Annotated in this window: 15 protein-coding genes and 1 pseudogene; 3 read left to right on the forward strand and 13 right to left on the reverse strand. The window is 66.5% G+C overall.

All coding sequences use genetic code 11. From position 1 onward, the window contains the following. Window positions 1-8: 8 nt before the first annotated feature. From HV681_RS09465 to HV681_RS09475, 3 genes are all read right to left on the reverse strand, one after another. Complete coding sequence (locus tag HV681_RS09465; protein ID WP_175122868.1) at window positions 9-1643, reverse strand: PHA/PHB synthase family protein; 1635 nt, start codon at window positions 1641-1643, stop codon at window positions 9-11. Window positions 1644-1767: 124 nt separating this feature from the next. Continuing rightward, window positions 1768-2532, reverse strand: coding sequence for a peptidoglycan editing factor PgeF (gene pgeF / locus HV681_RS09470; RefSeq protein WP_175122869.1), 765 nt, complete (start codon window positions 2530-2532; stop codon window positions 1768-1770). Then, a complete protein-coding gene (locus tag HV681_RS09475; protein WP_175122870.1) occupies window positions 2520-3518 on the reverse strand; it encodes an RluA family pseudouridine synthase in 999 nt (332 codons plus the stop codon). Before HV681_RS09475 ends, pgeF begins: the two co-directional genes overlap by 13 nt. A 107-nt stretch (window positions 3519-3625) precedes the next feature. Here HV681_RS09475 and HV681_RS09480 point away from each other — a divergent pair, with 107 nt between their 5' ends. Continuing rightward, on the forward strand, window positions 3626-4414 hold the full coding sequence (locus HV681_RS09480; RefSeq protein WP_175123345.1) for an outer membrane protein assembly factor BamD: 789 nt from the start codon (window positions 3626-3628) through the stop codon (window positions 4412-4414). A gap of 116 nt (window positions 4415-4530) precedes the next feature. Here HV681_RS09480 and yoaA read toward each other — a convergent pair. Beyond that, a pseudogene (gene yoaA, locus HV681_RS09485) lies at window positions 4531-6597 on the reverse strand (DNA repair helicase YoaA); the annotation flags it as partial. 174 nt (window positions 6598-6771) lie between these two features. Between yoaA and tex the strand changes: the two are divergent. Then, on the forward strand, window positions 6772-9147 hold the full coding sequence (tex, locus tag HV681_RS09490) for an RNA-binding transcriptional accessory protein Tex (protein WP_175122871.1): 2376 nt from the start codon (window positions 6772-6774) through the stop codon (window positions 9145-9147). Between the two features lie 347 nt (window positions 9148-9494). Next, the gene (locus HV681_RS09495; protein ID WP_175122872.1) at window positions 9495-10001 is read left to right on the forward strand and encodes a hypothetical protein; all 507 of its coding nucleotides are present in this window, start codon (window positions 9495-9497) and stop codon (window positions 9999-10001) included. A 57-nt stretch (window positions 10002-10058) separates the two neighbouring features. On the opposite strand, the gene HV681_RS09500 is transcribed toward HV681_RS09495, so the two are convergent. From HV681_RS09500 to lpdA, 9 genes are all read right to left on the reverse strand, one after another. Beyond that, window positions 10059-11414, reverse strand: a complete 1356-nt coding sequence (locus HV681_RS09500; protein ID WP_175122873.1) for a tryptophan--tRNA ligase — start codon at window positions 11412-11414, stop codon at window positions 10059-10061. 86 nt (window positions 11415-11500) lie between these two features. After that, window positions 11501-11824 carry a DUF3325 domain-containing protein gene (locus tag HV681_RS09505; RefSeq protein WP_056567777.1) on the reverse strand — a complete coding sequence of 108 codons (324 nt, stop codon included), beginning with the start codon at window positions 11822-11824 and terminating at the stop codon, window positions 11501-11503. After that, window positions 11821-13536, reverse strand: coding sequence for a PepSY-associated TM helix domain-containing protein (locus HV681_RS09510; protein WP_175122874.1), 1716 nt, complete (start codon window positions 13534-13536; stop codon window positions 11821-11823). Before HV681_RS09510 ends, HV681_RS09505 begins: the two co-directional genes overlap by 4 nt. Then, entirely contained in the window at window positions 13533-13811 is a 279-nt protein-coding gene (locus HV681_RS09515) for a DUF3649 domain-containing protein (protein WP_175122875.1), read from the reverse strand. Before HV681_RS09515 ends, HV681_RS09510 begins: the two co-directional genes overlap by 4 nt. Before the next feature lie 201 nt (window positions 13812-14012). Then, window positions 14013-16541, reverse strand: a complete 2529-nt coding sequence (locus tag HV681_RS09520; RefSeq protein ID WP_175122876.1) for a TonB-dependent siderophore receptor — start codon at window positions 16539-16541, stop codon at window positions 14013-14015. A 78-nt stretch (window positions 16542-16619) separates the two neighbouring features. After that, entirely contained in the window at window positions 16620-17594 is a 975-nt protein-coding gene (locus HV681_RS09525; protein WP_175122877.1) for a FecR domain-containing protein, read from the reverse strand. Further along, complete coding sequence (locus HV681_RS09530; RefSeq protein WP_175122878.1) at window positions 17587-18120, reverse strand: sigma-70 family RNA polymerase sigma factor; 534 nt, start codon at window positions 18118-18120, stop codon at window positions 17587-17589. The genes HV681_RS09525 and HV681_RS09530 overlap by 8 nt, the downstream gene beginning before the upstream one ends. A gap of 113 nt (window positions 18121-18233) precedes the next feature. Next, on the reverse strand, window positions 18234-19325 hold the full coding sequence (gene zapE / locus HV681_RS09535; RefSeq protein ID WP_105237867.1) for a cell division protein ZapE: 1092 nt from the start codon (window positions 19323-19325) through the stop codon (window positions 18234-18236). Window positions 19326-19409: 84 nt separating this feature from the next. Further along, window positions 19410-20837 carry a dihydrolipoyl dehydrogenase gene (lpdA, locus tag HV681_RS09540; RefSeq protein ID WP_056567795.1) on the reverse strand — a complete coding sequence of 476 codons (1428 nt, stop codon included), beginning with the start codon at window positions 20835-20837 and terminating at the stop codon, window positions 19410-19412. Window positions 20838-20841 lie beyond the last annotated feature (4 nt).

Raw genomic sequence — 20841 nt, forward strand, 5'->3', positions numbered from 1 at the left:
ACGCGGTATCAGGCCGCCCGGACCTTTACATATCTGCCAGGGGCCGGCTCGATCGGCCGGTACTTGGCATTGCCTGCCTTTGTCCTTGCTTTGACCTGTTTGCCGGAATGCTCGGCCAGCCAGCCCGACCAGTCCGGCCACCAGCTTCCGGGTTGCTCCACGGCCTGCGAAAACCACGTGTTGGGGTCGCCGGGAAGCGGTTGGCTTTCCTGTTCCAGCGCATCGGCCACCCAGTAGCTGCGGCGCTTCTTGGCGGGCGGATTCACCACGCCCGCGATGTGGCCGGATGCGCCCAGCACGAAACGCTGCGGTCCGCGCAGGACCTGCGTGGATGCATAAGCCGAAACCCACGGCACGATGTGGTCTTCGCGCGAACCGAAGATATAGACCGGCATGCGCAACCGCGTCAGGTCCAGCGGCAGGCCAGCGGCCTGCGCGCGGCCCGGCACCTTGAGGTTGTTCTCAAGGTAGGTATTGCGGAAATACCAGGAAAAGAAAGGCCCCGGCAGGTTCGTGCTGTCGCCGTTCCAGAACAGCAGATCGAAGGCCGGGGGCTTCTGACCCTTCAGGTAATTGCCGACCACGTAGTTCCAGACCAGCTCATTGGGGCGCAGGAACGAGAAGGTGGTGGCGAGGTCGCGGCCCGCCATCAGGCCGCCGTTGCCCAGTTGATGGTCGCGCATGAGCGCGTGGGTTTCGTCGACAAAGACGTTCAGGACGCCGGTGTCGTGAAAATCGAGCATCGAGGTGAGCAGCGTCAGCGCAGCCACGGGATGCTCGCCGCGCGCTTCGGCCAGCGCCAACGCCGCACCCAGCATCGTGCCGCCCACGCAGAAGCCCAGCGCATTGACCTGCGGCTGCTTCGTGATGTCGCTGGCCACGCGCAGCGCCTGCAGCACCGCGTCGTCAAGGTAGTCGGACCAGGTGGCGCGGTCCACGCCGTCGGTATCGGCCGCCACCGGATTGCGCCAGGAAATCAGGAAGACCGTGTAGCCCTCCCCGACCGCGTGACGCACGAACGAGTTCTCGGGCTGCAGATCCAGGATGTAGAACTTGTTGATGTTCGGCGGCACGATGACCAGTGGCCGTTCGTGCACGGTGCCGGTCGACGGCGCGTACTGGATGAGCTGGAACAGCTTGTTCTCGAACACCACGTCGCCGGGGGTCGTGGCCACGTTGCGGCCGATCTCGAATTGGGACTCGTCGGTCTGTGTGATGCGGCCTTTCTGGACGTCGCCCAGCAGGTTCGCAAGACCTTCGTTCAACGCGCGTCCCGCACTTTCTACGATGGATTGCTGCGCGTCGGGATTCAATGCCAGGAAGTTGCTGGGCGACAGCGCGTCGACCCACTGCATGATGGAGAATCGAAGGCGGTCGCGCATGGGCTCGCTGACCTGCGCGGCATCGACCATGCGCTGCATGGCGCGGGCGGACAGCAGATAGGTATGCGCCAGCAACAGATGCGACGCGTTCGCCGCCCAGGCATCGCCCGAGAACCGGCGATCGGACGGCGGCGCCAGCGTGCCGCGCTGGGCATCGTCGCAAAGGCGTTGCCATTCGCGCGCGAACTCTGCCTGGATGTCAGCCAGGACTTCCGGTGCCACGCTCACCGGAATGGGACCTGCGGAGAGATTGGCATTCACTTCGACACCTTGTTATCGAGACTTCGCGATTGATGTTGCATTCCGGGTCCAGGACTGTCAATGCGGGTATACAAGGAGGCTTACTACGGTAAAACGCAAGCCCGGGCCCGGCCTTTGCGCGGCGTCAAACCGGATGCAACCAGGCCAGCATTGCCATGCGTCCCGTCACCCCGTCGCGGCGGTAGGAAAAGTACCGGTCCTTGCGCGTCACCGTGCATTCGCCGCTGAGGGACACCTCTTGTACCCCGGCGCGCCGCAGCCGGAAATCCGCCAATCCGGCGAGGTCGGCCAGCCACTTGCCGGCCGCGCCGTCACGTGGCGCGAAAAAGCGCGCCGTGGCCGGGTCGTCCGCGGTGAAGGCGTCCAGCACGTCCTGCCCCACTTCGAAATGCTGCGGGCCGATGCCGGGCCCGACCCAGGCGCGCCAACCGGCCGCCTGCGGCGCCTTGGCGCGCATGGCGTCCAGCGTATGTTCCAGGACCCCGCCCGCCAGGCCGCGCCAGCCGGCATGCGCCGCGCCCAGCACCTTGCCTTCCGTGTCGGTGATGAGCACCGGCAGGCAATCGGCCACCATGATGGCCAGGACGCGCCCGGGCTGCGCCGTGACGCTGGCGTCCACGGCAGGCTCGGCCGGCACGTCGATCGCGTCCGCGTCCACGACCTCGCTGCCATGCACCTGACGCAGCCACAGCGGGTCGGCCGGCACTGCCGCGCGCACGCGGCGGCGATTCTCGGCCACGGCCTCCGGGTTGTCTTCGGCCCGCAGGCCAAGATTGAGGGTGTCATGCGGCGCCACGCCGACGCCACCGGCGCGGGTCGTGCAGAAGTAGCTGACGCCATTCCAGTCGGGTCCCGTCACGACGGGCAGGTCTGCAATCAGGCGTTCCATGCAATGCTCTCCTGGACCTGCGCCATGTCGGCAGGCACCGGCGCGTCGAAGTGGACGTCGCCCTTGCCGCCGGGATCGTCGAAATGGAGTGCGCGGGCGTGCAGCATCTGGCGCTCTGCCCCGGCAATGTTCTTGCCGCCGTAGATCGTGTCGGCCAGCAGCGGATGCCCCAGGCTGGCCATGTGCACTCGGATCTGGTGGGTTCGTCCCGTTTCCAGGCGGCATACCACTTCGGTGACACGGCCGCCGGGTTCCACCGAGCCGCGCCGGGCCGGCGCGTAATTGGTGATGGCCGGCTTGGGCGCGACGGGCCGTTCGACGCTCATGCGCACCGGCACACGCGGATCGCGGCCGATGGCGCGGTCGACCTTGCCTGCGGCGGCAACCCAGCCGTGCGCCAGGGCCACGTATTCGCGGCCCATGCTGCGCGCCTGAAGCTGGCGCACGAGATGGGTCTGGGCGATGTCGTTGCGGGCCACGACCATCAGGCCGGAGGTGTCCTTGTCCAGGCGGTGCACGATGCCCGCGCGGGCAACCTGCGCAAGCTCCGGGTAGCGATGCAGCAGGCCGTTGAGCAGCGTGCCGCTCCAGTTGCCGGCCCCCGGGTGGGTGACCAGGCCCGCCGGCTTGTTGACGACGATCCAGTCGGGGCTTTCGGCGACCACGCCGAACTCGACGGGTTCGGGCGTGAAGGCCAGCGCGTCGGGCGCGGGTTGGGCCCAGATGGTGAGTTCGTCGCCGGGGCCGACCGTCTGGCGGATCTTGCCTGGCGCCCCGTTGACCAGGACGTTGCCGGATTCGATCCAGCCTTGCAGGCGGTTGCGGGAATGGTCGGGCAGGAGGCCGGCCAGGATCTTGTCGAGCCGGTCGGCGCGCGTGGCGGACGGCACGGTTACAAGTTGCGGCTCCCCGCGGCCGGATTCGTCGAGATTTTCGTCGGCGCTATCGTCGGAAACAAGATCTGCGCGGGCGGCTGTATCAGACATGGAGACAAATCATATAATCAGCCTGCCATGCTAACACCAAGGATACGATTCTCGTGATTCACCACCCTGCAGCTCCCTCGAACCCCGCATCCCGCAGCGGGTCGGTTTTGCGCGTGGTCATCGCGCTTTTTGCCGTCATCGTCATCGCCGGTTGCAGCGGGGCGGACAGCAAATACGACAAGACCACCAACTGGAGCGCAGAACAACTCTACGCGGACGCCAAGGCCGAAATGGCGTCGGGCGGCTGGAAGGAAGCGCGCGAGCGCCTGACCGCCATCGAAAGCCGCTACCCGTTCGGCGTCTACGCGCAGCAGGCGCTGCTTGAACTGGCCTACGTCAACTGGAAAGACGGCGAAAACGAGCAGGCGCTCGCCGCCATCGACCGCTTCCAGCAGCTTTATCCCAATCACCCCGGCACCGATTACGCGCTCTACCTGAAGGGCCTGGTCAACTTCACGCCGGCCAGCGCCTTCATGAGCAACATCACCGGCCAGGATCCGGCCGAGCGCGATCCCAAGGGTCTGCGCGCGTCCTATGACGCCTTCACCGAGCTGATCAAGCGCTACCCCGAAAGCAAGTACAGCGTCGACGCCGAAAAGCGCGTGGCGTGGCTGGTCAACACCATCGCCATGAACGAAGTCCACGTCGCCCGCTATTACTACGAACGCGGCGCCTACGTGGCCGCCGCCAATCGCGCGCAGACCGTCATCACCGACTTCGAAGGCGCCCCCGCCACCGAAGAGGCCCTCTACCTGATGGTTCAGTCGTACGACAAACTGAACATGACCGACCTGAAGAACGATGCCCAGCGCGTCTACGACAAGAACTTCCCGAACAGCGCGTTCCGGACCCAGGGCCTGAAGGCCGACAGGAGCTGGTGGAATCCCTTCAACTGATTCCGCCTGCATGGGAAGCAAAAGCCCTTCAGATTTCTGAAGGGCTTTTTTTCGCCTGCTGGGCGCGCGGGGGGGGGGGGGGGGGGGGGGGGGTGTGCGTCGTCCGGTCCGCGTTTACGCCGGTAGAACGCCAGCACCTCTTCCAGTTCGCGTGTGCGCGCAAACGGCGGCAGGCCGCGCCACAGGCGCTTGCCGTACGGCTTTTCCACCAGCCGCGCGTCGCCCACCATCAGCACGCCCCAATCGGATTCGGTACGGATAAGCCGGCCCGCGCCCTGCTTGAGCGAGATCGCGGCTTCGGGCAACTGGTATTCGGCAAACGGATTGCCGCCCTGCGCCCGGCAGGCGCGCAGGCGGGCCTCGATGACGGGATCGTCCGGCGGCGCGAACGGCAGCTTGTCGATCGCCACCAGCGTCAGCACGTCGCCCGGCAGGTCGATGCCTTCCCAGAAGCTGGCGCTGCCGACCAGCACCGGATGCTTGAGCTTGCAGAAGCGGTCCAGCAGATCGCGGCGAGTGCCCTCGCCCTGCTTGAGCAGCGGCCAGTCATGACCCGCGTCGTCGAAGGCGTCGGCCAGCAGGTTGGCAACCTTGTCGACGGCGCGCAGCGTCGTACAGAGCACCAGCGTGCCGCCCGGGCTGGCCTCAAGCAGCGGCATCAGCGTCTGGACGAACCGTTCCAGGAATTGGGGCGATTGCGGTTCAGGCATGCCGCGCGGCACGAACAGCAGCGCTTGCTCGGGGTAGTCGAACGGCGACTCCCATTTGCCGGTGCGGGCGGTATCCAGGCCGAGCTGGCTGGTGAAGTGCGTGAATTCGCCGTTGATCGACAGCGTGGCCGAGGTCATGATCCAGGCCTGGCCGGGCTTGCGGAACTTGGAGAACGCCTGCGCCACGGACAGCGGCGCCGAATGCAGCCGCACGTGATGCAGGCCGTGTTCGACCCAGCGCACGGCCGGGCCCGTCCATTGTTCGGCCTGCGCGGCGCCTTCAAGCAATGCCGCGGGCGTGGACGGACCGTCGCCCAGCGGGCTCTGCACGGGGGCCTGATCGTCGCGGCCCCAGCCTTCGTCGTCGTGCGCGCCGCTGCTGCGCCCGGGCGTGGCCCAGCGCTTGAGCTTGACCGAAATCTCCGCGCCCATGCGCGCAGCCGCGAGCAGATCCGGATGCTTTTCGGCGACGGCGCCCAGCGCCTTGGTGGCGCTGTCGATGGCTTCGCGCAGCGACAGCAGCGCCTCGTCGAATTCCTCGGGATTGGGGATGGCCTCGAACGTGGCCTTGCGCCCCGGCATCTTGTCGAGCGGCGCACAGACCAGCCGCAACTCGCGCGCTGCGGTTTCGATGTGACGGCTGACGTCGCTCCATTTGGCGGCTTCGCGCGCATAGGCCAGCCCCGCGACTTCCAGCGCGCGGCCGAAGTCCATCAACTGGTGCGTGGATACGCTGCTGCCCAGAAAGCGCGTGGCGGTGTCCGGCAATTGATGGGCTTCGTCGAAGATGACGGTGTCGGCTTCAGGCAGGAGGTCCGTGACGCCCTCTTCGCGCAGCATCAAGTCCGCCATGAAGAGCGCATGGTTGACCACGACGACGTCGGCTTCCTGCGCCTGGCGGCGCGCCTTGACGACAAAGCAATCGCGGATGCGCGGGCATTCCTGGCCCAGGCAGTTCTCGCGGGTGGACGTGACGCGTTGCCAGATGTCGGCGTCTTCGGGCACCTGCGCGAGGTCGCTGCGGTCGCCCGTTTTGGAGATGCCTGCGAACACCTGGATCTGGCGCAGCTGCTGGATTTCGGAGCGGGACTTGAGCGCGCGCTCGTCGCCCTGAAGGCGTTCGAGGTGGTAGTGGCACACGTAGTTGCCGCGGCCCTTGAGCAGCGCGGCCGTGACGGGTGCAGCCAGCGCGGCGCGCACACGCGGCAGATCGCGCGCGAAAAGCTGGTCTTGCAGGGTGCGCGTGCCGGTGGAAATGAGCACCTTGCCGCCCTGGATGAAGGCGGGTACAAGATAGGCCCAGGTCTTGCCGATGCCGGTGCCGGCTTCGGCCACGAGCGTGGCGCGGTCCTGGATGGCCTGGCCAATGGCCTGCGACAGTTCCACCTGCGATGGACGCGGCTTGTAGCCGGGCAAGGCCGTGGCCAGCGGCCCGTCCTCGTCAAAGAATTCGGATATGTCCAGGTCCAGCATTACAGCAGCCTAATGTAGGGCCCCAAATGATACCCGCTGGCGCGCCGGTTTCCTGCTTGCGGCCTGCCGCAATGCCCTTGGCAGAGGGACGGATCAGTCACTTCGGCCACGTTCCGTAACAACGGCTTATGGCACAATCCGCCCCTCGTTTTCCCTTTTTGCCGTCGTATAGAGATGTCTGAAACTTCCACTATCACGAACGTCGCCACCGGCGTCGACAACGCCCGCATCGTCGCTCAGCTCGCCACCGAGTTGGGCGCCCGCGCCTCCCAGATCGCTGCGGCGGTGGAACTGCTGGATGACGGCGCCACCGTGCCCTTCATCGCCCGCTACCGCAAGGAAGCGACCGGCGGCCTGGACGACACCGTGCTGCGCAACCTGGAAGTCCGTCTGGGCTACCTGCGCGAGCTCGAAGAACGCCGCGGCGCCATCCTGGAATCCATTTCGCAGCAAGGCAAGCTGACGCCCGAGCTGCAGCAGGAAATCGCCACGGCCGACACCAAGCAACGCCTGGAAGACCTGTACGCGCCGTACAAACCCAAGCGCCGCACGCGCGCCCAGATCGCCCGCGAAGCCGGCCTCGAACCGCTGGCCGACGTCATCCTGGCCGATCCCGCCTGCGATCCCGCCGCGCTGGCCGCGCAATACCTCAATCCCGAAGCCGCCATCAACGACGCCAAGGCGGCGCTCGATGGCGCGCGCGACATCCTGGCCGAACGCTACGCCGAAAACGCCGACCTGCTGGCCGACATGCGCGAGCACCTGTGGTCCACCGGCCTGGTGTACTCCAAGATGATCGAGGGCAAGGAAACCGAAGGCGCCAACTTCCGCGACTGGTTCGACTTCAACGAGCCGCTGCGCACCCTGCCCTCGCACCGCATCCTGGCGCTGCTGCGCGGCCGCCAGCAAGGCGTGCTCGAGCTGCGCCTTGGCCTGGAAGCCGACCTCGAAGCCCAGACGCCGCATCCGTGCGTGGCCCGTATCGCCAACTTCCTGAAGCTCGGCAACGGCCTGTTCGCACTGGACGCCACGCCGCGCGCGCGCTGGCTGGGCGAAGTCTGCCGCTGGACCTGGCGCGTCAAGCTCCTGACCGCATTCGAAAGCGAACTGATCGGCCGCCTGCGCGAAAGCGGCGAAGCCGAGGCCATTCGCGTGTTCGCCGCCAACCTGAAAGACCTGCTGCTGGCCGCGCCGGCCGGCCCCAAGGCCGTGCTGGGTCTGGACCCCGGCATCCGCACGGGCTGCAAGGTCGCCGTCATCGACAAGACCGGCAAGGTCGTCGACACCACCACCGTGTACCCGTTCGAACCGCGCCGCGACCGCGAAGGCACGATCAACACGCTGGCCGCGCTGGTGGCGCGCCACAACGTGGACCTGATCGCCATCGGCAACGGCACGGCTTCGCGTGAAAGCGAAAAGCTCGTCGGCGACATGATGGAGCGCTTCCCCGACCTGAAGGTCACCCGCGTCGTCGTTTCCGAAGCGGGCGCGTCGGTGTATTCGGCCTCCGAAATCGCCGCCCAGGAATTCCCCGACCTCGACGTGACGCTGCGCGGCGCCGTGTCCATTGCCCGCCGCCTGCAGGATCCGCTGGCCGAACTGGTCAAGATCGATCCCAAGGCCATCGGCGTGGGCCAGTACCAGCACGACGTCAACCAGCGCGAACTGGCGCGCTCGCTGGACGCCGTGGTCGAAGACTGCGTGAACGCGGTGGGCGTGGACGTGAACACGGCGTCGGCCGCGCTGCTGGCCCGCGTGTCCGGCCTGAACTCGCTGCTGGCCAAGAACATCGTCTCTTTCCGCGACGAAAACGGCGCGTTCCCCACGCGCGAGGTCCTGCGCAAGGTTCCGCGCTTTGGCGAGAAGGCATTCGAACAGGCTGCCGGCTTCCTGCGTATCCCCAACGGCGACAACCCGCTGGACGCCTCGTCGGTCCACCCCGAAGCCTACCCGGTGGTCGAGCGCATCGTGGCCAAGATCAAGGCAGAAGTGAAGCAGATCATCGGCCAGCGCGAAGCCCTGAAGGGCGTGTCGCCGTCGGACTTTACCGATGAGCGCTTCGGCCTGCCGACCGTCAAGGACATCTTCGCCGAACTCGAAAAGCCCGGCCGCGATCCGCGCCCGGAGTTCAAGACGGCGCAGTTCAAGGAAGGCGTGGAAACGCTGAACGACCTGTACCCGGGCATGGTGCTGGAAGGCGTGGTGACCAACGTGGCCAACTTCGGCGCGTTCGTCGACATCGGCGTGCACCAGGACGGACTGGTCCACATCTCGGCGCTGGCCGAGAAGTTCGTGAAGGATCCGCGCGACGTGGTGCGCGTGGGCCAGACGGTCAGCGTCAAGGTGCTGGAAGTGGACGCCGCGCGCAAGCGCGTGGCGCTCACCATGCGCTTGAACGACACCGCCGCGCCCGCCCGCCGCAGCGCCGATGCGCCCAAGGGCGGTGATCGCCCGCGCCGTCAGGGCGATGGCGGCCGCAACGCAGGCGGCGGCGCAGCAGCGTCGATGAACAGCGCCATGGCCGACGCCTTTGCCAAGTTGAAGCGCTGATCCGCTGATCCCTCGGCATCCCTGCTTTACCGAAATCCCGGCGCCCGAGGCGCCGGGATTTTCTTTTGGGCAGCCCCTTCAAATCACCTTCAGTCGCCCCTGCAACCTAGGGGCTTACCCCTAGATCACGCGCTTTTGTTGCGCTCCCGCAATTCGGCACCACAGAAATAAGTGAAAATATCTAATTGTGTCTAAATAATAAAAACCGGCATGACGCTGTCTTTCACTAAAGCGTTCACCGGCGGCACAACCACCCGCGGTCAGGCGAGCTACTGCGCGAAGCGCCTGTCGGGGAGCAGCATCAGAACAAGAGCGCGCCCCCTGATAGCCCGGAGATCCGTTCCGTCATGCTCAGCACCATTACGCTCGCCGCAAACGAAACCGCAACCATCGCCGACAAGGACGCCACGGCAAGCGGCGTCTACGGCGACGTGACGTTGGGTCAGTATTCGCATCTGATCGTCGACAGCGCCGCGGTCACCTTCAAGCACGTCACACTCGAACGCCTGGGCAGCCGGGTCATCGAACTGCGCAATGGCGCGCAACTGCATGTGGGCGCGCTGGGATTTGCCAGCATGGGCGCCAGCATCGTCTACCGCATCGGCATCGGCTGCGTGATCACCTACGACGCCAGCCAATGGGATCCCGAAGTCGTGGCCAACACCACGTTCGATTTCGCCAGCGAGGGCAGCGGCACGCTGAAGTATTTTCCGTTCATCAATCCGCAATGGCTGGACTGTCCCCACGTCACGGGCTATTCGGACGGCGACCAGCTTGAAATCGCGGGGCAAGGCCGCGTGCAGCGCTTTCAGGTGCGCGACGGGCGCATCGTCGCCAGCGCACGCCTGAACTGAATGCAAAACGGCGCGGATTGCCCGCGCCGTCTTTGTCCATCCGCTACCCGCTACCGGTTATTCCTGCGCCAGCGACAGCAGCGCTTCGCGCGTGCGCGCGATGCCCGCAGCCGGTTCGCCTTGCACGCCTTCGGGCGCGGTGGCGACCGTCACACCGTCGATCACCACCGCATAGCCCTGGGCATGTGCCTGCAGGACGCTGTCGGCGGGTTCGGACTGCAAGCGGCGCATCAGCGCGCCCGCTTCCTTGGGATCGGCGAAGCGCTGCGACAGCAACAGTTCCTCGCCATCGGCCGCCAGCAGGCGGAAGCGGAAGCCGCCGTCCTCGTCGCGGAAGCTGACGAAACGCGCGCCCTTGGACTTTTCCTTCTTGCCCTGGGCGCTCTTGCCCGCCGTAGCGGCGGCGCCCAACGTGCGCAGGCCCACGGCCTCGCGCAGTTCCTGCATGAACGGCACGGCAAGCTTGCGCGCCTTGGCGGCGCCCGCCTGCAGGATGTCTTCGATGCGGCCCGGGTTGGCCATCAGGTCCACGTACTTTTCGCGCATCGGGGCCAGCAGGTTTTCCAGGTGCTCGAACAGCGCCTGCTTGGCATCGCCCCAGCCCATGCCGGCCTCGAGCTGCTGGCGGAACGCCGTCGATTGCTCGGACGTCGCAAATGCGCGGTACAGCGTGTACAAATGGGACGATTCGGCGTCCTTGGGTTGGCCCGGCTCGCGCGAGTCAGTCACGATGCGCATCACCGAGGCGCGCAATGCGCTTTTGCCGCCTTCGAAAAGCGGAATCGTGTTGTTGTAGCTCTTGGACATCTTGCGGCCGTCCAGCCCGGGCAGCGTCGCCACATCTTCTTCGATGACCACCTCCGGCAGCGAGAAATACTCGCGGCCATACAGATGATTGAAGCGCTGCGCGATGTCGCGCGCCATTTCCAGATGCTGGATCTGGTCGCGGCCCACGGGCACCTTGTTGGCGTTGAACATGACGATGTCCGCAGCCATCAGGATCGGGTACGAGAACAGCCCCATGGTGATGCCGTCGTCCGGATCCACGTTCTTGGCCACGTTCTGGTCCACCGAGGCCTTGTAGGCATGCGCCCGGTTCATCAGGCCCTTGGCGGTCACGCAGGTCAGCAGCCAGCTCAGTTCGGGGATCTCGGGGATGTCCGACTGGCGGTAGAACGTCACGCGCTCGGGGTCCAGGCCCACCGCCAGCCACGTGGCGGCGATCTCAAGACGCGAGCGCGCCACGCGCGCCGGGTCGTCGCATTTGATGAGCGCGTGGTAGTCCGCCAGGAAGAAGAATGCGTCCACGCCGGGCTGCGTGCTGGCCTGCACCGCCGGACGGATCGCGCCCGCGTAGTTGCCGAGATGGGGAGTTCCAGTCGTGGTGATGCCGGTAAGGACGCGGGTGTTCATGAGGCGAGAAGGCGGTTGCTAGGGGAAGCCCTGAGTGTAACGTGCCGCAGCCCGGCCCCGCCCCGGAAAGACTCGAGGCCCCGTGTTTACAGCACCGCCAGCACTGGCGCCGCCAGCGCGCACAGGCCGCCCGCGGTCAGCGCGGCGCGCGGCCGGAAGGTCAGGAACCAGATCAGCAGCAGACCGGCGATGCTGAGGATGCCGATCCATTCGACCGTGCCGTAACTCCAGCCCCAGACCGCCGCCGAGGCCCACAACGACAGCGCCAGCGACGCCCAGCCGAACAGCCGCAGCGGCAGCCGATGGCGGCGCGGCAAGGCGCGGTCGAACAGGTCTTCGTAGTGACGGTCCATGCCCAGGCACAGGGCGGAAAACCCTGCATAGGCCAGGCAGAAGGCGGCAAGCGTCATGGCGTATCACCTCGCGGTTCAAAAGCGGTCCGGTGCACGGCGGCCGGGACGGCGGGTTCGTGGGCGGGGGCTGGGGCGGTTGTCGGGATATGGGCAGTGGCGGCGACGGCGGCCTTGACCGCTTCGTTGCGCGCGGCGCGCGGCTTGCCCGCCGTTCTGGCGGGCGCCTTGCGGGCGCGGGCGGCCTTCACCGCCATCCAGGCAAAGAACACGGCGCTGGCCAGGCACGTCAGGTCAAAGCCCGCCATCACCCAGTCGCCCTGCGGCAGGGAAACGCCCAGGTGCCGGTCGGTGGTCAGCGCATTGACCACGGGCACCAGCGCCAGCGCGACGGCGGCGATGGCAAGCAGGTCCTGCCACTTGCGCCGCTGGAACAGAAACGCGTAGACCAGCGACAGCCCCCATGCCATGAAGAAGGCGCGCACTTCCCAGACCTGGCGGCCGGGCATGTCGGCCGGAAGGAGCCGGTTGGCCAGGAACACAGCCGCCACGCCGAACACGACGCCCGCGATGGTGCCCGCATTCAGGCCGTCGACCAGACGCAGCGAGAAGGCTTCCCGCGCGTCGCCCTGCCGCGCCTTCTGACGGCGCTTGGCGATCCACAGCACGAGGCCTGTGGCCACCATGGCCGTGCCGGCCAGGCTGACGATGAAATAGAACCAGCGCAGCAGCGGTTCGGCGAACAGGCCCAGGTGCAGGCCGGTGATGACGCCCGTGGTCACGACGGTGGCGCTGTGATCGTCCTCGGCCTCCTGCAGCGCGCCCGTCACCCCGTCAAAGCGCATGAAGGGGGCCAGCAGCCCGTACGACACGCCGTCACCCACGTTGCGAACCAGCGTGATGGTGGCGCCCGCATCCCCGGGGTTGTTGACGGTCACCCGCCCGAGGCGGCCCTGCCAATGCTGCTGGGCCTGTTCCACCAGCGGCGCGATGTCGACCAGCGGCGCCGGCTGGTTCTGCGGCGGCGTGATCTTGTTGGCCTTGAAGACCTCGCTCGTGAACTGGCGCGGATTGTCGTATACGGCCTGGATGCCCGCCGGCATCAGCATCACCATGAACAGCACCAGGCCGCTGAAGGTGATCATCAGGTGAAACGGCAGACCCAGCACCGACAGCACGTTGTGGCCGTCCATCCAGGCGCGCTGCCCGCCCTTGCCCGGCCGGAAGGTGAAGAAGTCCGCGAAAATCTTCTTGTGCGTGATGATGCCGCTGATGATCGCCACCAGCATGAACATGCCCGCGATGCTGGCCAGCCAGCGCCCCCACGGAAACGCGGTCTCCAGTTCGAAATGGAAGCGGTAGAAGAAGTCGCCGCCGCGCGTCTGGCGCGCCGTCACGGGCTCGCCGGTGGCCGCATCCAGCTTGACGCGCACGAACCCGCGTTCACCCGGCTTGGGCTTGGGCGTCTGGTACAGCAGCTGGATGAGGGGCTCGCGATCCGAGGGCGGCGTGATGAACCAGCGCTTGGCGTCCGGCGCGTGTTCCGCCAGATAGCGCTGCGCCGTGGCAACGGCCTGCACTGCCGGCGCCGGCTGCGCTTGAACCTCAGGTTGCATCCAGCGCGTGATCTCGGGCCGGAAGAAGGCCAGCGAGCCCGTCAGGAACATGGCGAACAGCACCCAGCCGAAGATCAGGCCTGCCCACGTGTGCAGCCAGGACATGGACTGACGAATGCCCTCTTCGCCGGGATGCTTGTGCTTGGCCGCCTTCATGCCGCCACCAGCCGATGAGCCAGGAATAAACCGCCCAGCAGCGCGGCCGGGCCCAGGATGCCGGCCCAGGCGCGCCAGGCGCTGCGCGTGGCGAACACCCAGATCACGCCGCAGGCGTAGACCACGAAGGACAGCATCTGCGCCGCGGTCACGGCGTCGGCGCGCCCCATGGGCAGCCAGACCGCCAGACAGGCAGCCGCCGCCGAAGCCAGGGCGTAGCCGCCCAGGATGGCGGCCGTCGCGCGAGAGAAAACGGCCATTCTGTAGCGCATCATGCCTGCGCCGGCTGCGGGAGCTTTCACGGGAGTTCTAGGTGGTGGCGGGTCCGTGGCGGACCCGGGGTGGGGACGGGGTTTCCGAGCTTATCCGCCTTTCCCTGTATAAGGCCTGAATTATAACGATTCTCGTTAAGTCAGGAACGGCAGTCTCGGACCAAAGAAAAGGCGGCTCGCCGGGGAGCCGCCTTTTGGCGCTGCTTACCAGCGATACCGCAAGCTGGCCTTGATGGAGCGCTGGTAGCCGAACCAGCACCACGATTCGCCGGAGCACGACGCGATGTACTCCTTGTCGAACAGGTTCTGCACGTTCAGCGCCACCTGCATGCCCTTGAGCGCGGGCGAGGCGCGGCCCAGGTCGTAGTCCAGCATCAGGTCCACCAGCGTGACCTTCGGCACCTTCAGCGTGTTGGCTTCGTTCGCATAGGACGATCCGATGTAGCGCACGCCACCACCAACGCCCAGGCCGGCCAGCGGCCCTTCCTGAAGCTGGTAGCGCGCCCACGCCGACGCCTGTTGCGACGGCAGCGCGGCCGGGGTCTTGCCGGTCAAGTCGAAGCCGGCCGCATTGGGATAGGCCTTGGTGTACTCGTTGTTCATGATCGAGTACGCGGCAATCAGCGACAGTCCGCGCATCGGCTCGGTCTTGGCTTCGAGCTCGATGCCCTGCGTGCGCAGCTCGCCCGCCTGGATCGAGCAGCGGCCGCCGGCCGTGCCGCACACGTGCGTCGGATCCGGATCGGTGGTCGTCATGTTCTCGCGGCGGATGTCGAACGCCGCGAACGTGAGCAACGTGGCCGAACCCGGCGGCTGGTACTTGATGCCCACCTCGTACTGCTTGCCCTCGATCGGCTTGAACGGCGTGTTGTTCCACCCCGTGCCCGACTGCGGCTCGAAGGATTCCGAATAGCTGAAGTACGGCGCCACGCCATTGTCGAAGTTGTAGATGGCGCCGATCCGGCCCGAAAAGGCTTCTGCGTTCAACTTGGACGGAGTGACACGGCCGGAAGCGATGGCGGTCGTTTCACCCACGTTGCGCGACCAGTCGTAGCGCCCGCCCAAAAGGAACGACAGACGGTCGATCTTGATCTGGTCCTGAAAGTACACGCCCGTCTGGTACTGCGTGGTGGACGCGTCGCTGGAGAACGCCGGCACCGGAATGTTCTGGAAATTGTCCGGGTTTTTCACGTACAGCGGGGGCGCCGAGCCAAAGCCCGACAGCGTGTCGGTCTTGACGTGCTGATAGTCAAAGCCCACCAGCACGTTGTGGCCGATCTTGCCCGTGTTGAACCGCGCCTGCAGGTTGTTGTCGATCGTCAGCGCGCCAACGTCCACGTCCGTCGCGATGGAGGCGCGCTGGTGATACAGGTAGGTCGGGTCGGTGTATCCGTAATAGTTGGTCATCGCGCCGTAGACGCTACGGTACTTGGCGTCCGAATGCGTCCAGCGCAGGCTTTGCGACGCCTTGAAGGTGTCGTTGAAGCGATGGTCCAGGATGTAGCCCAGCGAATAGCTCTTGCGGTCGCTCTTTTCGAAATTGGCGTCGCCATCGTAGTAATCGGCCGGCAGACGGAAACCGTCGGGCGCGCGCAGCAGCGTGCGCATCGCCGGCACGGCGCCGTACGAGCCCATGTCGGGATCGTGCTGGAAGTTGGTCAGGATGGTCAGCGACGTGTCCGCATTGGGTTTGTACGCGAACGCCGGCGACACAAAGTAGCGGCGCTCCTTGGTGTCCTGAACCTGGCCGTCAGACATGTAGCCCGAGCCCACCAGGCGGTACAGGTATTTGCCCTCTTCGTCGATGGGGCCGCCGAAGTCGAAGTTCGCGCGGCGGAAGTCGTAGTTGCCGACCTGCAACTCCACTTCGCGCAGCGGCTCTTCCAGCGGACGCTTGCTGACCTGGTTCACCACGCCGCCCGGGCCGCCCTGCCCGTACATCACCGACGCCGGGCCCTTCAGGACGTCGACGCGCTCGAGGCGGAAGGCGTCGACCTGCGGCAGCGCATCGCGGCCGCCGAACACGCGCAGCCCGTCCAGATAGGTGGACGCCGAGAACCCGCGCACGTTGAACTGGTCCAGGCGGGTCGCCGTGGCGCCGCGGGACTCGGTGGCAACGCCCGCCGTGTAGCGCAGCACCTGGTTCAGCGTCTGCGCGCCCTGCTCGGTGATCTGTTCGCGCGTGACCACGGACACCGACTGCGGCGTCTCGATCAACGGGATGTCGGTCTTGGTGGCGCTGGCGCTGGCGGTGGCCACATAGCCCACCGTGGGCGCAAAGGCGCTGTCCGACATGCCCGTCACCGTCACCGGCGCGAGCGTGTGCGTGTCGCCCGTGGAGACCGGCGCGGGCGCCAGCGTCCAGGTGTTGCCCGACTGCGCGCGCGCCTGCAGGCCGCTGCCCGCCAGGATGCGCGAGAAGCCCGCGCCCACCGTGTAAGAACCATTCAACCCATCCGAACGCCGGCCGCGCACCAGCGCCGGGTCGAACGACAGCACCACCCCGGCGCTGCGCGCGAACTGGGTCAGCGCGTCGGCCAGCGGCCCTGCGGGAATCTGGTAGCTGCGCTGGCCATTGGCGGTGGCTTGCGCACCTGCGGCAGGCGCCGGCTGCGCCCAAGCCGCCGGCGCACCGGCAAACAGCGCCCCGGCGCAGGTCGCGGCCAGCACAGCTTTACGGCCGGCGGTCATCGGTGTGCGCAGGCGCGGGTGGATTGAAGCGGACACAAACATCTCCCTGTACGGTGGTTTCTTTCTGCTTTCCGTACGGGGATGGAAAACCTGCAATGCGCCGGCAAGAAAATTTGTAACTCAGGCGCCGCTGGGGCCAACCTGCAGCCAGTACTGCGTGCGGCGCGTCACCGCGATGGGCAATGTGTGTTCCAGCGCCTTGAGCGCGCGCTCGGCGTCGTCCAGCGGAAACACGCCCGACAGCCGCAATGCCGCCACCGTGGGATCAACGCGGATCACGCCCACCCGCTGGCGCGCCAGGTGCTCGGCAAAATCGTCCAGCCGCCACTCCTTGGCCACCACCATCCCGTCCACCCACGCCAGGCGATCCGGGTCCGACGCGCCACGGCGGACCTCGCCGTCGTCGGCGTAGGCAAGCCGTTCACCGGCGCTCAGTTGCGTCATCACGCCCTGGCGCAGCAGCGCGACGCTGCCTTCATATACGCCCACGCGCGAACCGTCCGCCGTGCGCCGCAGGTCAAACCGCGCGCGCTCGGCCCGCAGTTCGCCGTAGCCGGTATCCACGCGCAGCGCCTGCACGCCGGGGCGCGGCTCGGCCTGCACCAGCATCTCGCCACGCAGGAGATCGATGTCGCGCGCGCTGCCGCTGACGTTGACGCGCACCGCGGTATCGCTGTTCAGCGTGACGCGCAGCCCGTCCGCCAGCGCCAGCGCACGGCGCTCGCCCACGCCGGTGCTGTAGTCGGCGACCAGCCGTTGCCACGGGGCATGGCGGTAGCCCGCCCACCCGGTGACAGCGATGCCCGCGCCGGCCAGCAGACAGCGCAGCGCGGCGCGCCGGCCGTGCGAGGCAGGCGCATTCAGCGCCGAGTGCGCCAGGGCCGCCGGCACGCGGCGCGCATTGCGGCCGATGTCCTGCAGCTGATCCCACGCCACGCGGTGCGCGGGGTCCTGGGCCAACCAGGCCCGGCAGGATTCGTGGTCGCGCGCATCGTCAATGCCCGATTGCAGGCGCGCCCACCACGCGATGGCCTCGCGCACCACGGCATCGGTCGGGCGGGCGTCCACAGGCGCGCCGTGGGCCGCGTCAGGCATGGATCGCGGCATAGCACGCGGACATCGCGCGCACCATGTACTGCTGCACCGAACTCAGCGACACATCGAGGCGTTCGGCGATCTCGGGATACGTCAGGCCATCCAGCTGCGACAAGAGGAAAGCCGCGCGGGCCTTGGGCGGCAGGCCGTCCAGCAGGCGATCCAGCTGAACCAGCGCCTGCAGTTGCTCGGCCTGCGCCTCGGGCGATGGCGCATAGGATTCGGGAACGGTGGCCAGATAGGCCAGATACGCATGCTCCAGCGCGGCATGCCGCTGGTGATCGACCACCAGGCCTTTTGCAATGGTGGTGAGCAGCGCGCGCGCCTCGCTGGCGCGCACCTGCTTGCGGCCCTGGATCACCCGGACAAAGACGTCCTGGGCCAGGTCTTCCGCGCGGTGTTCGCAACCCAGCTTGCGGCGCAGCCACCCGAACAGCCACGGGCGGTGATCGCGATACAGGCCATCGACAGGCGCGACCTGGGCGTCGACGCACGGGGCCGATGAGGAAAGCAAGGTGGAAGACACGGTTTGAGACTGCGGCGCTGAACCAAAAGTCCCAAAATCTTAATTGATAATGACTTGCATTAACAATGATTGCGCCCACCCAGCCCCTGAAATGAGGACCGGATGAGGCTTTACTACAACGTCACGGCCAGACGGCGTTCCGATTCCAGGTACTCGCGCGACTGCATTTCCAGAATGCGCGACACCGTCCGGTGGAACTCGTTGGCCAGCGCGCCTTCTGTGTAGATCTCTTCGGGCTCGCACTCCGCCGACATGATGAGCTTGACGCGGTGGTCGTAGAACACGTCGATCAGCCAGGTGAAGCGGCGCGCCTCGGAAGCCTGGCGCGGACCCATGCGCGGCACGCCCGACAGGATCACGGCGTGGAAGCGGTTGGCCAGTTCCAGGTAGTCGTTCTGCGAACGCGGACCGCCGCACAGCGTGGCAAAGTCGAACCACACGACCGACCCGCCCAGCGCCAGCGCACGGATCTCGCGGTGCTCGATGTGCAGCACCGGATCCTGCGGCGGCGTATCCGCCAATGCATCGAAGGCCGCCTGCAGCGCCTTCTGCGCGTTCTCGTCCAGCGGCGTGTGATAGCTCTGCACCTGCTCCAGCGAGCGGCGGCGGTAATCAATACCCGCATCCACGTTCATGACATCCATGCGCGACTGGATCAGCGCAATGGCGGGCAGCACGCGGTCGCGGTGCAGACCATCGGTGTACAGCGTGGACGGTTCGTAGTTGGACGTCATCACGAAGGACGTGCCGTATTCGAACAGCTTGAGCAGCAGACGGTGCAGGATCATCGCGTCCGCTACATCGGACACGTGGAATTCGTCAAAGCAGATCAGCCGGTAACGCTTGGCCACGCGCTTGGCGACCTCGTCCAGCGGATCCTGCATGCCCTTCACTTCCTCAAGTTCGCGGTGCACGCCGCGCATGAACTCGTGAAAGTGCAGACGCGTCTTGCGCACGACGGGCACGGTGGCATAGAACGCGTCCATCAGGAAGCTCTTGCCGCGGCCCACGCCGCCCCACAGGTACACGCCGCGCGGCACGTCGGGACGGTTCAGCAGCTTTTTCAGCGCATTCGAGCGCATCGACTTGAACTTGACCCATTCGTCGTAATAGCGCTGCAAGCGGTCGATCGCCTTCTTCTGCGCGTCGTCGGGCTTGTAGCCGCGTTCGGCCAATGCGTGTTCGTAGTAGTCGCTGACGTTCATAGGGGAACCGGATCAAGCTGAAGGGAATAAAGAAAAGGGCGGGTCCTGGAACCCGCCCCCGGTCTTGCAGAAGTCAGACGCGGCTTAGAAGTTCAGCGCGCGCTTGTCCACGGCCAGAGCGGCTTCCTTCACGGCTTCCGACAGGGTCGGGTGCGCGTGGCAGATGCGGGCGATGTCTTCGGCGGCGCCGCGGAATTCCATGATGGTCACGGCTTCCGAGATCAGTTCCGAGGCCATCGGGCCCACGATGTGCACGCCCAGGACTTCGTCGGTCTTGGCATCGGCAATCACCTTGGCAAAGCCGGTGGTGTCACCCAGCGCGCGGGCGCGGCCGTTGGCCAGGAACGGGAAGCTGCCGGCCTTGTACTCGCGGCCTTCGGCCTTGAGCTGCTGCTCGGTCTTGCCGACCCAGGCGATTTCCGGCGAGGTGTAGATGACCCACGGCACGGTGTCGAAGTTGACGTGACCGTGCTGGCCGGCGATACGCTCGGCAACCGCCACGCCTTCTTCTTCGGCCTTGTGCGCCAGCATCGGGCCGCGCACCACGTCGCCCACTGCCCAGACGTTCGGCAGGTTGGTCTTGCAGTCGCCGTCGACGGCCACGAAACCGCGCTCGTCCAGCTTCAGGCCCACGGCGTCGGCGTTCAGGCCGCCGGTGTAGGGCACGCGGCCGATCGAGACGATCAGCTTGTCCACGACCAGCTTCTGCTCGGCGCCCTTGGCGTCGACGTAGGGCACGGTCACCGACTTGGCGGTCGCCTTGATCTCACCGATCTTGACGCCCATCTGGATGTTCAGGCCTTGCTTGGTGAAAGCCTTGAGGGCTTCCTTGGCCACTTGCCCGTCGGCGGCGGCCAGGAATTCCGGCATCGCTTCCAGGATCGTGACTTCGGAACCCAGGCGGCGCCACACGCTGCCCATTTCCAGGCCGATCACGCCGGCGCCGATGACGCCCAGCGTCTTGGGCACGGCGCCGATGTTCAGTGCGCCGTCGTTGGACAGCACGACCTTTTCGTCGAACGGCAGGCCGGGCAGTTCACGCGCCGACGAGCCGGTGGCGACCACGACGTGCTTGGCAACCAGGTCTTCCTCGGCGGTGCCGGTGACCTTGATGGCCCAGCCGCCTTCCACCTGGCCGCTGAACGCGCCCTTGCCGTGGAAGAACGTGACCTTGTTCTTCTTGAACAGGTACAGGATGCCGTCGTTGTTCTGCTTGACCACCGTGTTCTTGCGGCCGATCAGCGTGTCGAGCTTCAGGCTGACGCCCTTGACTTCGATGCCGTGCTCGGCGAAGTGGTGGTTGGCTTGTTCGAAGTGTTCGGACGATTGCAGCAGCGCCTTGGACGGGATGCAGCCGACGTTGGTGCAGGTGCCGCCGGGAGCCGGGCCGCCTTGGCCGTTTTGCCAGGCGTCGATGCAAGCGACCGACATGCCGAGCTGCGCGGCGCGGATGGCGGCGATGTAGCCGCCGGGGCCTGCGCCGATCACGACGACGTCAAATTGTTTGGACATAGTG

The organism is Achromobacter animicus, from assembly GCF_902859585.1.
In the GTDB taxonomy this organism is placed as follows: Bacteria; Pseudomonadota; Gammaproteobacteria; order Burkholderiales; family Burkholderiaceae_B; genus Achromobacter; species Achromobacter animicus.